Raw genomic sequence first — 12,273 nt, 5'->3', positions numbered from 1 at the left:
CCTAGCCCCCGATGGTGGCGACGGTCCGCAGGGATACCTTGCGATGGATCTCGGCGTTGGAGATCACCGGCGTCATCGGGCTGACCCGTTCCAGCATGGAGCGCACATAGGACCGCGCCTCGGGGTTGACCATCAGCGCGGGCCAACTGTCTTCCGAGGCGAAGCGCTGGATCTGCTGGCGCGCTTGCAGCACGAATTCCTGCACGCGTTTGGGCGACATGACAAAGGTGCGGTCCTCGCCCACGATCTTGACCGCCTCGATGAACTCCGCCTCCCATGAGGGCGACAGGGTGATGACCGGCACGAAGCCCTGACCATCGGCCAGCCCTTGGCAAATCTGGCTCGACAGGCGGCGGCGCACATTCTCCAGCACCAGCGCGGGCTTGGAAGTCTGGCGCGTCGCCTCCGCCATCGCCTCGACGATCAGCGGCAGATTGCGGATCGAGACGCGTTCGAGCAGCAGTTCCTGCAAGACCTGCTGCACCAGAATGGCGGGGGAGGGGACGGGCAGGTCGTTGACCAGCTTTTGATAGTTCCGGTCCAACCCCTCGATCGCCTCTTTCGCCGCGCCATAGGTCAGCAGTTCCGACATGTTCTCTTTGACGACTTCGGTCAGATGGGTGGTGATCACGCTTTCAGGGTCCACCACCGTATAGCCCTGCGCCTCGGCCTGATCGGCGACCTTGCTGTCGACCCAAAGCGCGTCCAGCCCAAAGGTCGGCTCGCGCGTGGCCTCACCGGGCAGTTGCAGCGGCGCGCCTTCGGGGTTGATCACCATCATCTGATTGGCGCGGATGTCACCCTTGGCCGCGTCGACGCCGTGGATTTGGAAAGCGTAGCTGTTGATCGGCAGGCTCACGTCATCCTTGATCCGCACCGAGGGCATGGGGAAACCGAATTCTTCGGCAAAATGCTTGCGCAGGGATTTGATCTTGCTCGGCAGTACCGCGTCGGGGCGGTTGGCCAGCGCCACCAGCCCTTCGCCCAGCACCAGCCGCAGCTCATCCAGATGCATCGGGTTGCTGTCGGTCTCGGGCATGTCCTGTTTCTTTTGCGCCTCGGCGTCAGCTTTCGCCTTGGCCTCTGCCGCCTCCGCCGCGCCGCGCTGGATGACCACGCCCAAGCCCACCATGGCCGCGGCCAGAAGGGCAAAGACCAGCAGCGGAAAGCCGGGCAAAAGACCGATGCCAAAGAGCAGCAGAGCGGCCATGTAAAGCGCCTTGGGGAAGTTCGAAAGCTGATCGAACACCGCCTCATTGGCGGCCCCCCGCGTGCCGCCTTTGGTCACGATCAGACCGGCGGCGAGCGAGACGACAAGCGCCGGAATTTGGCTGACCAGCCCGTCGCCGATGGTCAGCGAGGTAAAGACGTTGAAGGCATCGCCCACGCCCATGCCGCGCTGCACGACGCCGATGAGGATGCCGCCGATCACATTGATCAGCGTGATGATCAGCCCCGCCACCGCATCGCCGCGCACGAATTTCGAGGCACCGTCCATCGCCCCGAAAAAGGCGCTTTCGTCCTCAAGCTCCTTGCGGCGGCGGCGGGCCTCATCCTCGTCGATCAGCCCCGCGCCCATATCGGCGTCGATCGCCATCTGCTTGCCCGGCATCGCATCCAACGAGAACCGCGCGGCGACCTCGGCGATGCGGGTCGAACCCTTTGTAATCACGACGAAGTTGATGATCACGAGGATGGCAAAGATCACCACGCCGATAACGAAATTCCCCGCCACGATGAATTTGGAGAACCCTTGAATCACATCCCCCGCCGCATGCATCCCCGCATGGCCTTTGCTAAGGATCAGCCGGGTCGAGGCCACGTTGAGCGACAGCCGCAGCATGGTGGTGACGAGCAGCAGCGTCGGGAAAGAGTTGAACTGTAAGGGGGAGGGGATCCAAAGCGCCACCATGAAGATCAGCACCGAGAGCGAGAGCGACAGCGCCAGCCCGAAGTCCAACAGGATCGGCGGCAGCGGCAGGAAGAGCACCGCCAGCACCAGCGCCATGCCGACGGCAAAGCTCACGTCCTTATTGGCGCCAAACATGCTCAGTTGCGGCAGAAGGGTATTAGGTTTCGTGCTCATCCCGCATCCTCCGCCGGGACGGTGGTGAACTGCGGCAGGACCGGCTGCATCTCATGCGCCGAGTAAAGCGAGCGCCGCGCGTTCGCCGCCCCGCCGATCTGCGCGCCCCATGTGGCCTTGGCCGCCAGCCTGTCATAGCTGCCTGACGTACTCCGGGGGGTCTTGCGTGGACGCGCGGGAACGGGGCTGGCACTGGCCAGCGCCTGAAACTCCGGCAGCCGCGCATTGGCGGCGGAAATGTTCTTTTGGAGCCGGTCGAGGTAGGTGTCGCGGTATTCCGGCTCAAAGGAATGATACGACCCTGCCGCCTGTAACCAACTGCCCGTGCGCCGGTGCAACCGCTTGAGGAAGCGCGCCGCGTAATCCACATTCACCCGCGGATCGAACCCTTGGGCGGGGCTGTCAAAGGCATCCGGGTGCCAGCGCATGTTGATCTGCATACAGCCCACGTCGATGGAGCGGATGCCGCTTGCCTGACGCTCTGCAATCCAATCCAGCGCGGCAGTGCGGCTGTCGAACAGCCGCCCTTCGCCCGCGGCATTGACCGCATAGGGCCAGACCGTGAAATGCCCGTTGCGGCGGGTGCCCGCCTCTTGCAGGCCGATGGCCAGCAGCAGATTGTCGGGGATGCCATGCCGGGTTTGGGCGGCGAGGATTTCGCGGATGCAGACGCCTTCGGGCCCGCCCTTGGCGGCAAGCGTGCGCGCGGTCTGCGTCACCTTGTCCTTGCGCGACGGCTCATAGAAAGACCCCCAGCCCTGCGCGAGGGCGGGGGAGGCGAGCGCGGCTGCCAAAAGCGCCGCCGCGATATGCCGCCAGCCCGTCACAGCCCACCGTTCTGCACGAGGTCAAAGATCGTGTCCGACAGGTTCTTCAGCGTGGCATACATAAACGGCGTCGCGGCCAGCAGGGTGACAAAAATCATCACGATCTTGGGCACGAAAGTCAGCGTCATTTCCTGAATCTGCGTGAGCGCTTGAAAGAACGCGATCACCAGACCAATTGCCAGCGCCACCCCCAACACCGGACCCGAGGCCAGAAGCACGGCCCAGACGGTAGCGGAGATGATGTCATAGGTCTGGGTTTCGGTCATGGCCTAGATCGGCATCCGCAGAATTTCCTGATAGGCTTCGACAAAGCGGTCGCGCACAGAGACGGCCACTTTGACGGTGGATTCCATCGCCAGCATGGCTTCGACAACCTGCTGGGTATCCGCCTCACCGCGCAGCCCGGCTTGGGCCACGGCTTCGCCCTCGCGCACCGTTTCCAGCGCGCTTTCCGAGGCTTGCTGCACCATATTGGTGAAACTATTGGCGCTGGCACCGGCCTCTTCGGCGATGGCTTCGCCCTTTTGCCCCGTCAGCGATTGCGAGGTGCGATAGGCACCGCGAACCGCGGCGGTCGAGATCAGGGAGGCGGGATCGCTCATCTCAGGTCAGCCTCACTTCAGCAGGTCGAGCATCTGACCGCGCATCCGGCGGCCTGACTCGAACATGTTCATATTGGCCTCATAATTGCGCGAGGCTTCGCGCATGTTGGCCATCTCGATGATCGGATCGACATTGGGGCGTTTGACATAGCCCGTTTCATCCGCCGCCGGATGGGCCGGGTCATAATCGCGGCGAAAGGGGGATTGGTCGCGCCCGATACGGTCGACCTCCACCAAAGAACCGCCGCCATTGCGGTCGATTAACTCTGAGAAACTGATGGTCTTGCGGCGAAAGGGATCGGCGCCGGGCGTGGTGCCCGTTGAATCGGCATTGGCCACGTTTTCCGAGATCACCCGCAAACGCGCGGTCTGCGCGGTCATCCCGCTGGCGGCGATTTTGGCGATGGACTGAAGCGGATCCATGGGCTTTCCTTACCTGTTTCCGGTGACGGCCATGGTCAGCATGTCATAGCTTTTGCGGTAAAGCTGTGCGGCCAACCTGTAGTGATCGCCGATCTCGGCGGCCTTCACGGCCTGTTCTTCAAGGTTCACGGTATTGCCATCCAAAGTGGTGCCCGTGGCGTGGCCATCCGTCACCTCGCGCACGCCGGGCGTGCCGTGGGCGACACCGGTGAAGTGTTTGTCATGGGTGGTCACCAGCCCGGTGTCGCGCGACAACTCGCCGCTGAGCATCGATTCAAAGGACGATACATCGCGCGCCTTGTAGTTCGGGGTCGAGGCATTGGCGACGTTTTCAGACACGACCTTCTGCCGGGCCGAAAGCCACTGCATCCGGTCCGAAGCGAGTCCAAGAATAGAAAGATTAGACAAGTTCATTTTTTTGCCTATAGCCTGTTTAATCCTTGTATAGTAAATATTGCCCCGCGCTCCTAGAGGAAATTTATCCATGCAGACACTCTTTTCCGAGCTGACCAGTTTCGCCCGCGAGGCAGGCGAGGCCGAGATCACCGGCGAAGTGCGCGCGATCACCGGCATCACGCTGACCGCCGTGGGGCTGGAGCGGGTTTTGGGCATCGGCGAGCGCTGCATCGTGCATGGCTCCGACGGGCCGGTCCATGCCGAGGTGGTGGGGCTGGGCAGTCACGGCACCGAATTGCTCCCCTTCGGCTCATGGCGCGGGGTGGCGGCGGGCGACCGGGTTGAGGTCGCGATTGGCCGCGATGTGATCCGCCCCGATGAAAGCTGGAAGGGCCGCGTGATCAGCGCCTCTGCCGCACCGCTCGACGGGAAGGGGCATCTGCCCGAGGGCAACGACCCCCGCCCGCTGCGCGCCGCCCCGCCGGGGGCTTTCGACCGCAAGCGCATCGGGCCGAAACTGGCGACCCATGTCCGCGCGCTGGATGTTTTCACGCCGCTTTGTCAGGGGCAGCGCTTGGGCATTTTCGCAGGCTCCGGCGTCGGGAAATCGACGCTCATGGCCATGCTGGCACGCTATACGGATTGCGATGTGGTGGTGATGGCACTGGTCGGCGAACGCGGACGCGAGGTGCAGGATTTCATCGCCTCCGACCTCGGCCCCGAGGGGATGGAGAAGGCGGTTCTCGTCGTCGCCACCGGGGACGAGCCGCCGCTCACCCGCCGCCAAGCCGCTTGGACCGCCATGGCCGTGGCCGAGCATTTCCGCGATCAGGGCCAGCATGTGCTGCTTTTGATGGACAGCGTCACCCGTTTCGCCATGGCGCAGCGCGAAATCGGCCTCGCCTCGCGGGAACCGCCCACCGCCAAGGGCTACCCGCCGACGGTTTTCTCGGAGCTTCCGCAGATGCTGGAACGTGCCGGACCGGGGCCGGTGGGCAAGGGCGACATCACCGCGATTTTCACCGTTTTGGTCGATGGCGACGACATGAACGACCCCATCGCCGATGCCGTGCGCGGGATCACCGACGGGCATATCGTGCTTGACCGCAAGATCGCCGAAAAGGGCCGCTACCCGGCGATTGACCTGCTGGCGAGTGTCTCTCGGACGTTGCCGGATTGCCACAGTGATGTGGAATATACGCTGCTCACCGCCGCCCATAAGGCGCTGGCGGCCCACGCGGATATGGAGGAATTGATCCGCATCGGGGCCTACCGCGCTGGCAGCAACCCCGAGCTTGACCGCGCCATCGCCTTTGCCGGGCCGTGTGAGGCTTTCCTGAGCCAGCGCAAGGCCGAGCATACCCCGCCGCAATCCTCTTTTGCCGAGGTGGCAGGGATGCTCGACCGGGCAGGCATCAGCCCGGGCTAGGCCCGGTCACTGCAACCGGCGCAGCAACTCGACCGAAGGTTCACCCGTCGCGGGCAGGCCCACGCTGGCCTGATAGGCGCTGATCGCCTTGCGGCTGTTCGGCCCGATCACTCCATCCGCGCCATCGGTATCGAACCCCCGCGCGGTCAGCCGTTGCTGCAACGCGATCCGGTCGTCCTTGGTCAGCCCGTTGGCATCGGGCGGGAAGCTGCCGAGCAGCGGCCCGCCGCCCGCGATCCGATCCGCCAGATGGCCCACGCCAATCGCATAGCTGTCGGAGTTGTTGTAGCGTTTCAACGCGCGGAAGTTGCTGGTCACCACGAACTGCGGCCCGCCCGCCTGCGGCTGGATCACCGACCCCGCGCTGGCGGGAAGACTGCCTAACTCACCGCCCCATTTCAGCCCCCGCGTCCAGCCGTTGCGCGACAGATATGCGGCGGTGGAGGCCAGCGCATCGCTGGGGTCTTCCGACCAGATATCACGCCGCCCGTCGCCGGTGAAATCCACCGCGAAGGCTTGGTAAGAGGTGGGAATGAATTGCGTATGCCCCATGGCCCCGGCCCAAGAGCCGGTCAGCCGGTCGGCAGTGATGTCGCCGTTTTGCAGGATCTTCAGCGCGGCGATCAGCTGCTTTTCAAAGAACGCCCCGCGCCGACCGTCATAGGCGAGCGTTGAGGTGGCCGAGACCACCGGCACATTGCCGCGCCGTTCACCAAAGAAGCTCTCCAGCCCCCAGACAGCCGCGACGATCTCTGCCGCCACGCCGTAGCGGCTCTCAATCGCGTTCAATGTGCTGCGGTGCCGGGCAAAGGCCGCGCGCCCCTTCGACACCCGCTCGTCCGAGGCGGCGATTGACAGGTAATCTTCCAAGCTGCGGCTGAATTCCGTCTGATTGCGGTCGCGTTTCACCACCCCGGGCAGATAGCCCGTGCCGCGGAATCCGCGGGCCAAAGTGCTGGCGGAAATCCCCTGTGCCGAGGCGCGGTTTTTGAAAGCCGCGACCCATGCGTCATAGCCCGCGTTGGGCACCGGGCGCAGATCGTCCGGCACCCCCGCCGCCGCCGCGGGGCCCAGCGTGCCGCCCCCGGTCGAACAGGCCGAGGTCAGCCCCAATGCGGCAAGCCCGAATGCGAATGTTCTGCGTGAATGTCTCATAAAACCTGCCTGTCGCTGCGTTGTTGCCTTTTGCGCAGCATATCGCAGGCAGGTCGCCCGACAAGGCGGGATCGCCCTAATGGCAAGGCTTTGCCTAAGCGATCTTTGGCTTTCGGCTACTGACCGGGCTGGTACAGGGGCACCGTCGACATCGATGTTTTGGCCGAGCCGTCTTGCACCCGCTGGCTGTGGCTGATGTAGATCAGTGTGTTGTTCGCTTCGTCGAAAATACGCTTCACCTTCAAGGTCTTGAAGATGATCGAGCGGCGTTCGCTAAAGACGTTTTCGCCTTCGTCGCCACGGTCAATGTCACCGATCTCAATCGGGCCAGTCTGACGGCAGGAGATCGAAGAGTTCGACGGGTCTTCGAACCAGTTGCCCTTTTGCAGCCGGTCGATTAGCCCGCGTTCGAAAAAGGCCAGATGGCAGGTCACGCCCTTCACCTTGGGGTCGGCCACGGCTTCGACGATGATGTCATTGCCCAGCCAATCCACATCCACCTTGCCGACCTCTTCGGCGCTGGCAGTGGTGGCGAAAATACTGGCGGAGAGGGCGGCGGCGCGGGCAAATGTCTTATTCATGGCAAGCAAACGCGCAGCGGGCGGCGCGGTTCCCGAAATTTTGCACGGCGGCGTCACCGGGGGTGTTTGGCCAGCGCACAGGCCGCCTCATGCTGGCTGAGAAAGACCTCCCCGGTCAGCTCTTCCAGAAAATGACTACGCTTCAGCCGGTCCATCACCGGGCCTTTGACCTCGCTCAAGTGCAGGCGGATGTCGGCGTCCTTCAACCGCGTGTTGATCGCCTCGAGCGATTCCAGCGCCGAGAGGTCGATCTCATTCACCGCTGGGAACATCAGCACCACATCCGTCAGGTCAGGCTTGTCGGCGGCATATTGGGCCAGTTGATCCTCCAGGAACCGCGCGTTGGGGAAATAGAGGCTTTCGTCCACCCGCAGGCTCAGCACATGGGGCTGGGTCTCGACCTCGTGGCGCAGCACGTTGCGGAAATGCTCGGTCCCCGGCACCCGGCCCACCACGGCCATATGCGGGCGCGAGGTCTTGTAGAGATGAACGAGTATCGAAGTCACGACGCCCGCGCTCACCCCGGCCTCGACGCCGAAGATCAGCGTCAGCAGGATCGTCACGCTGACGGCGGCGAAATCGGCGTGGCTGAAGGCCCATGCGCGTTTCAGGATAGAGAAATCGACGAGGCTCAGCACCGCGACGATGATCGTGGCGGCCAGCGTGGCCTTGGGCAGGTAGTGGATGAGCGGCGTCAGGAACAGCGCCGCCAGCGACAGTCCGGCGGCAGTAAAGGCTCCGGCGGCAGGGGTCTCGGCGCCCGCATCGAAGTTCACCACCGAGCGCGAGAAGCCCCCGGTGACCGGAAAGCCGCCGGTAAAGGCCGCGCCAAGGTTGGCGCTGCCGAGACCGATCAGCTCCTGATCCGGGTCGATCCGCTGGCGTTTCTTTGCGGCCAAGGTCTGCGCCACGCTGATGCTCTCGACAAAGCCGATGACCGAGATCAGCAGCGCCGGGACAAACAGTTGCGACAGCAGGTCGGGGGAGAAGGAGGGCAGGGTGAGTGGCGGCAGGCTCTGCGGCACTTGGCCCACGATTGAGACGCCGCGCGCACCCAGATCGAAACCCCAGACCGCCAGCGTCGTCGCCGCAATCGCCAGCACCGGCCCGGTCTTGGCCCCGATATCTGCCATCCGCGGCCCCAGCCCCATGCGCCGCAGCAGCGGTTTCAACCCGCCGCGCACCCAGAATAGGAAAGCCGTGGCGGCCACGCCCAAGGCGAGGGTGATGACATTGACCTCCCCCAGATGCGCCCAGAGGCTCGACAGGATCTGCGGCAGCGTATGGCCCTCGGCCTCGATCCCAAGGATATGCCGCAACTGGCTGGCGGCGATCAGGATGCCGGAGGCGGTGATGAAGCCCGCGATCACCGGGTGCGACAGGAAATTCGCCAGAAACCCCAGCCGAAACAGCCCAAGCGCCAGCAGCATCGCACCCGACAGAAAGGCCAGCGTCAGCGCCGCCGTGACATAGCCCGCCGTGCCGCTCTGCGCGATCTCGCCCACAGCCGCCGCCGTCATCAGCGAGACCACGGCCACCGGCCCCACCGCCAGCGCGCGGCTGGTGCCGAAGATGGCGTAGAGCACGATGGGCGCGATAGAGGCATAGATGCCAGCCTCGGGCGGCATCCCCGCCAAAAGCGCATAGGCCACCGATTGCGGGATCAGCATGATCGTCACGATCACCGCCGCGATCATATCCCCGGTGAACTGGCCGCGGTCATAGCGCCGCCCCCAGTCGAGGATCGGCAGGTAGTGCGAAAGCGAAGGGAGAGGCATGGGCGGCGATCCGTCAGAAAGGGGCGGCCCCGAGGGGCCACCCGGTTGGCTCAGTCGAAACGGTTCACGGGCAGTTTCAGGTAGTGATGGCCATCACCCTCCGCCGGGGGCAGTCGGCCGCCGCGCAGGTTGATCTGCAAGGCAGCAAGGATGCGGTTGGGCAGCGACAGGGTCGCGTCCCGCTTCTGACGGCGCTCGATATATTCCTCGCGCTTGGTGCCATCTTTGACATGGATGTTATGGGCGCGGTGTTCGTCCACCGTGGCCTCCCACTGCGGCTCATCGCGGTCATCGGTGCCGTAGTCATGGCCGATGTAGAGCCGCGTGTCGCCGGGCAGAGCGAGGATGTCTTGGATCGAGTCCCACAACTCCTCGGTCGTGCCGCCGGGGAAATCCGACCGCGAGGTGCCGGCATCGGGCTGCATCAGCGTGTCATGCACAAAAGCCGCATCGCCGCAGACGTAGGTGATCGACCCCAGCGTATGCCCGGGCGACAGCATCACCTTGGCGTCAAGCTCGCCAATCTTGAAGGTCTCACCCTCCTGAAACAGGTGGTCAAAATCGCGGTCCGGGTCAAAGGCATCGGGCATGTTGTAAAGATCGGCCCAGATCTTGGCGATCTCGGGCACCAGTGCGCCGATGGCGTTGGGCGCGCCCGTGCGCTCTTTCAACTGGGCCGAGGCCATGACGTGATCTGCATGGGGGTGGGTATCGAGCACCCATTCCACGGTAAGGCCGTTTTCCTTCACGAGGTCCAGCACCTGATCCATGCTTTCGGTGGTGAACTTGTAGTTCTTCGGGTCGAAGTTCCACACCACGTCGATCAGCGCGGCCTTCTTCGTTGCCGGATCGGCACAGATGTACTGGATCGAGCCGGTGTCAGGCTCATAGATGCCCCAGACATCGGGGCTGCCTGCTCCGGTCGAAGGGGAGTGGCGCACGACGGGTGAATTGAGAGGGTCGCTCATCGGGCTGGTCCTTTCTTGGTTTTCGAGGTCAAATCAGGGCTGTGCCGGGCGACCCACATGCCGCCCAGCATGAAGGGGACAAAGATCAAGGTGCCGCTGGCCGCGATGGGCAGGGCGGTCAATGCCGGGCCGGGGCAAAAGCCGCCCAAGCCCCAGCCGATGCCGAAAATCGCGGCGCCGGTCAGCAGTTTCGGCTCAAGATCGTTGCGGGTGGGAAGGCGGAATTTATGATCGAAATAGGGGGTCTGACGGCTGTGGAACAGCCAGGCGAACCCCGGTGCCGTCACCGCGATGGCGCCGCCCATGACAAAGGCAAGGCTGGGATCCCATGTGCCAAAAACGTCGAGGAAGTTCAGCACTTTGGCCGGGTCGGCCATGCCGGAAACGATCAGGCCTATGCCGAACAGAAGGCCGGAGAGGAGAGCAAAAAGCTGTTTCATATCACCCTCCGTTCACATGGCGCATGACAAAGACGGTCACGAATGCCGTCGCCATGAAGGTCACCGTCGCCACGATCGACCGCGCCGAGCCACGGCTGATCCCGCAGACCCCGTGGCCCGAGGTGCAGCCATTGCCATAGGTCGCGCCAAAGCCGACGAGCAGCCCGGCCACCGCCATCAGGACGGGGTTCGAAGGCACCCATTGCTGCGGCCAGCCACCCGACACGAGCAACCAGAGCGGGGCGGCCAACAAAAGCCCCAACACGAAGAAAAACGACACGCCCCGCGCTTCGCCGTCGCTGTCACGCGCGAAGAGCCGAGAGGTCAGCCCGCTGATCCCCGCGATGCGCCCGTTCGTGGCCATCAGCAGCACCGCCGAGGCCCCGATCAGCGCGCCGCCGCCCAGCGACAGCCAAGGTGTGAATTCGGTTTCCATCTCTCAACTCCTTAGGGCCCGCCAAGCGGCTGGCTTGTGTCAGACTGGAAACCAGTATATATTACGCTCTCATAATATTCAACGATGCTAATATGAAAAACACGGACGACTTTCTGGATGGCGATATCGCCGGGGCTGCGGCGCTTATGACGATGCTTGCATCGGAGACGCGGTTGCAGATCCTGTGCCGTCTGATCGAGGGGGAGCGCTCGGTCGGGGATTTGGCGCAGGCCTGCGGTCTGTCGCAATCCACCATGTCGCAGCAGTTGAAAAAGTTGAAAGACGCCGGTCTGGTCGACAGCCGCCGGGCGGGCCAGACGATCTTTTACCGCGTCAAGGGGCAGGAAGCCGTGGCCGTTCTGGAAACGCTGCATGGCCTCTACTGCGCGCAAAAGTAAAACGCCCGGCAAAACCGGGCGCCTCGCTCACGCTTTGCTATCCGCGTAGGATTTGACCAACTGGCCGATCTTCTCTTCGGTCAGGTCGATGCCCCGGGCCTTGCCCTCCTGCAAGGCCGTGTCACCGTCCCAACCCTTATCCGCCGCAAGGGCCATCAGGGTCATCGCCCCCGCACGTTTGCCCGAAGCGCAGTGCAGAAACACCGGCTGGGGCAGGTCGTCCAGTGACTTGCGGAATTCATCCACCGTCTCGGGGCCAAGGGTGTCTGGCGTCACCGGATGGTGCAGGTAGTTCAACCCCAGTTTCTCGGCCACCAGCCGCTCTGCATCGGGGGAGAGGCCGCCTTTCTCATCCGAGGCGCGGAAGTTCACCAACGTTTTCATCCCGGCCGAGGCCGCCTGCTCCAGCGCTTTTGCGTCCGGCGTGAACAGGGCCACGTTATGGGCAGGGTCGATGGTCGCGATCTTTTGGCTATCGTCGGTCATTCTGGCCTCCTTCTCTGCGCGGATGCGGTCGCCCGCGCGTGGTGGTTTCAGCGGCCCAACCCCAGCCCGGCGCAACTGTTCCCCGCTTGGCGGAACGGGCCGCGCTGCGCAGATATAATCTGAGTATTAAAGTCAGGATTGTCACCGCCGCCCGGTTTTGCTAGGCAGCAGGCAGAAATTCCGCTTGGCGCAAGAGGTGCTGCGACGATTCTGCCCCGCTGTGGCAGGCGCCCCAGACCTGCGCCGTGATCAAAGACAAACCCATCGG

15 protein-coding genes are annotated in these 12,273 nt (G+C 63.8%); 2 read left to right on the top strand and 13 right to left on the bottom strand.

Annotated elements, in window-relative coordinates; translation table 11 throughout:
* Position 1 precedes the first annotated feature (1 nt).
* The 6 genes from flhA to flgB are packed head-to-tail and all read right to left on the bottom strand — an operon-like array spanning position 2 to position 4,352.
* Entirely contained in the window at positions 2-2,086 is a 2,085-nt protein-coding gene (flhA, locus tag ACGYLA_RS11705) for a flagellar biosynthesis protein FlhA (RefSeq protein ID WP_394432600.1), read from the bottom strand.
* Complete coding sequence (locus ACGYLA_RS11700; protein ID WP_394432598.1) at positions 2,083-2,913, bottom strand: lytic transglycosylase domain-containing protein; 831 nt, start codon at positions 2,911-2,913, stop codon at positions 2,083-2,085. Before ACGYLA_RS11700 ends, flhA begins: the two co-directional genes overlap by 4 nt.
* Positions 2,910-3,179 (bottom strand): flagellar biosynthesis protein FliQ, encoded by a 270-nt coding sequence (fliQ, locus tag ACGYLA_RS11695; protein ID WP_067261035.1) that lies wholly within the window; start codon positions 3,177-3,179, stop codon positions 2,910-2,912. Before fliQ ends, ACGYLA_RS11700 begins: the two co-directional genes overlap by 4 nt.
* A gap of 3 nt (positions 3,180-3,182) precedes the next feature.
* Positions 3,183-3,515 (bottom strand): flagellar hook-basal body complex protein FliE, encoded by a 333-nt coding sequence (locus ACGYLA_RS11690; RefSeq protein WP_093928375.1) that lies wholly within the window; start codon positions 3,513-3,515, stop codon positions 3,183-3,185.
* Between the two features lie 12 nt (positions 3,516-3,527).
* Positions 3,528-3,938, bottom strand: a complete 411-nt coding sequence (gene flgC, locus ACGYLA_RS11685) for a flagellar basal body rod protein FlgC (RefSeq protein ID WP_067261031.1) — start codon at positions 3,936-3,938, stop codon at positions 3,528-3,530.
* 9 nt (positions 3,939-3,947) lie between these two features.
* Positions 3,948-4,352: a flagellar basal body rod protein FlgB gene (flgB, locus tag ACGYLA_RS11680; RefSeq protein ID WP_271692027.1), complete on the bottom strand. Its 405-nt coding sequence runs from the start codon at positions 4,350-4,352 to the stop codon at positions 3,948-3,950.
* 70 nt (positions 4,353-4,422) lie between these two features.
* Between flgB and ACGYLA_RS11675 the strand changes: the two genes are divergently transcribed.
* Entirely contained in the window at positions 4,423-5,763 is a 1,341-nt protein-coding gene (locus ACGYLA_RS11675) for a FliI/YscN family ATPase (protein WP_394432595.1), read from the top strand.
* Positions 5,764-5,769: 6 nt separating this feature from the next.
* Here the strand turns inward: ACGYLA_RS11675 and ACGYLA_RS11670 are convergent, their stop codons facing one another.
* The 6 genes from ACGYLA_RS11670 to ACGYLA_RS11645 form a co-directional block, all read right to left on the bottom strand.
* A complete protein-coding gene (locus tag ACGYLA_RS11670) occupies positions 5,770-6,918 on the bottom strand; it encodes a lytic murein transglycosylase (RefSeq protein ID WP_394432593.1) in 1,149 nt (382 codons plus the stop codon).
* A 116-nt stretch (positions 6,919-7,034) separates the two neighbouring features.
* Positions 7,035-7,499, bottom strand: coding sequence for a CreA family protein (locus tag ACGYLA_RS11665; RefSeq protein ID WP_394413652.1), 465 nt, complete (start codon positions 7,497-7,499; stop codon positions 7,035-7,037).
* Between the two features lie 53 nt (positions 7,500-7,552).
* Positions 7,553-9,277 carry a SulP family inorganic anion transporter gene (locus tag ACGYLA_RS11660; RefSeq protein ID WP_394432590.1) on the bottom strand — a complete coding sequence of 575 codons (1,725 nt, stop codon included), beginning with the start codon at positions 9,275-9,277 and terminating at the stop codon, positions 7,553-7,555.
* 50 nt (positions 9,278-9,327) lie between these two features.
* Complete coding sequence (locus tag ACGYLA_RS11655) at positions 9,328-10,245, bottom strand: MBL fold metallo-hydrolase (protein WP_394432588.1); 918 nt, start codon at positions 10,243-10,245, stop codon at positions 9,328-9,330.
* A complete protein-coding gene (locus ACGYLA_RS11650; protein WP_394432586.1) occupies positions 10,242-10,685 on the bottom strand; it encodes a DUF6691 family protein in 444 nt (147 codons plus the stop codon). Before ACGYLA_RS11650 ends, ACGYLA_RS11655 begins: the two co-directional genes overlap by 4 nt.
* A 1-nt stretch (position 10,686) precedes the next feature.
* A complete protein-coding gene (locus ACGYLA_RS11645) occupies positions 10,687-11,121 on the bottom strand; it encodes a YeeE/YedE family protein (protein ID WP_394432584.1) in 435 nt (144 codons plus the stop codon).
* 92 nt (positions 11,122-11,213) lie between these two features.
* Here ACGYLA_RS11645 and ACGYLA_RS11640 point away from each other — a divergent pair, with 92 nt between their 5' ends.
* Positions 11,214-11,519: an ArsR/SmtB family transcription factor gene (locus tag ACGYLA_RS11640; RefSeq protein WP_394432582.1), complete on the top strand. Its 306-nt coding sequence runs from the start codon at positions 11,214-11,216 to the stop codon at positions 11,517-11,519.
* Positions 11,520-11,546: 27 nt separating this feature from the next.
* On the opposite strand, the gene ACGYLA_RS11635 is transcribed toward ACGYLA_RS11640, so the two are convergent.
* Positions 11,547-12,005, bottom strand: coding sequence for a beta-lactamase hydrolase domain-containing protein (locus tag ACGYLA_RS11635; protein WP_394432580.1), 459 nt, complete (start codon positions 12,003-12,005; stop codon positions 11,547-11,549).
* Positions 12,006-12,273 lie beyond the last annotated feature (268 nt).

Source organism: Sulfitobacter sp. 1A13679 (assembly GCF_043557115.1).
GTDB classification, from domain to species: Bacteria; Pseudomonadota; Alphaproteobacteria; order Rhodobacterales; family Rhodobacteraceae; genus Sulfitobacter; species Sulfitobacter faviae.
This window is presented reverse-complemented; position numbering and strand designations above follow the sequence as displayed.

What these genes read in the sequence shown, in the direction of transcription:
- flhA (WP_394432600.1), bottom strand. Translation starts at nt 2,086, where the DNA reads ATGAGCACGAAACCTAATACCCTTCTGCCGCAACTGAGCATGTTTGGC.
- fliQ (WP_067261035.1), bottom strand. Translation starts at nt 3,179, where the DNA reads ATGACCGAAACCCAGACCTATGACATCATCTCCGCTACCGTCTGGGCC.
- ACGYLA_RS11690 (WP_093928375.1), bottom strand. Translation starts at nt 3,515, where the DNA reads ATGAGCGATCCCGCCTCCCTGATCTCGACCGCCGCGGTTCGCGGTGCC.
- flgC (WP_067261031.1), bottom strand. Translation starts at nt 3,938, where the DNA reads ATGGATCCGCTTCAGTCCATCGCCAAAATCGCCGCCAGCGGGATGACC.
- flgB (WP_271692027.1), bottom strand. Translation starts at nt 4,352, where the DNA reads ATGAACTTGTCTAATCTTTCTATTCTTGGACTCGCTTCGGACCGGATG.
- ACGYLA_RS11675 (WP_394432595.1), top strand. Translation starts at nt 4,423, where the DNA reads ATGCAGACACTCTTTTCCGAGCTGACCAGTTTCGCCCGCGAGGCAGGC.
- ACGYLA_RS11670 (WP_394432593.1), bottom strand. Translation starts at nt 6,918, where the DNA reads ATGAGACATTCACGCAGAACATTCGCATTCGGGCTTGCCGCATTGGGG.
- ACGYLA_RS11665 (WP_394413652.1), bottom strand. Translation starts at nt 7,499, where the DNA reads ATGAATAAGACATTTGCCCGCGCCGCCGCCCTCTCCGCCAGTATTTTC.
- ACGYLA_RS11660 (WP_394432590.1), bottom strand. Translation starts at nt 9,277, where the DNA reads ATGCCTCTCCCTTCGCTTTCGCACTACCTGCCGATCCTCGACTGGGGG.
- ACGYLA_RS11655 (WP_394432588.1), bottom strand. Translation starts at nt 10,245, where the DNA reads ATGAGCGACCCTCTCAATTCACCCGTCGTGCGCCACTCCCCTTCGACC.
- ACGYLA_RS11650 (WP_394432586.1), bottom strand. Translation starts at nt 10,685, where the DNA reads ATGAAACAGCTTTTTGCTCTCCTCTCCGGCCTTCTGTTCGGCATAGGC.
- ACGYLA_RS11645 (WP_394432584.1), bottom strand. Translation starts at nt 11,121, where the DNA reads ATGGAAACCGAATTCACACCTTGGCTGTCGCTGGGCGGCGGCGCGCTG.
- ACGYLA_RS11640 (WP_394432582.1), top strand. Translation starts at nt 11,214, where the DNA reads ATGAAAAACACGGACGACTTTCTGGATGGCGATATCGCCGGGGCTGCG.
- ACGYLA_RS11635 (WP_394432580.1), bottom strand. Translation starts at nt 12,005, where the DNA reads ATGACCGACGATAGCCAAAAGATCGCGACCATCGACCCTGCCCATAAC.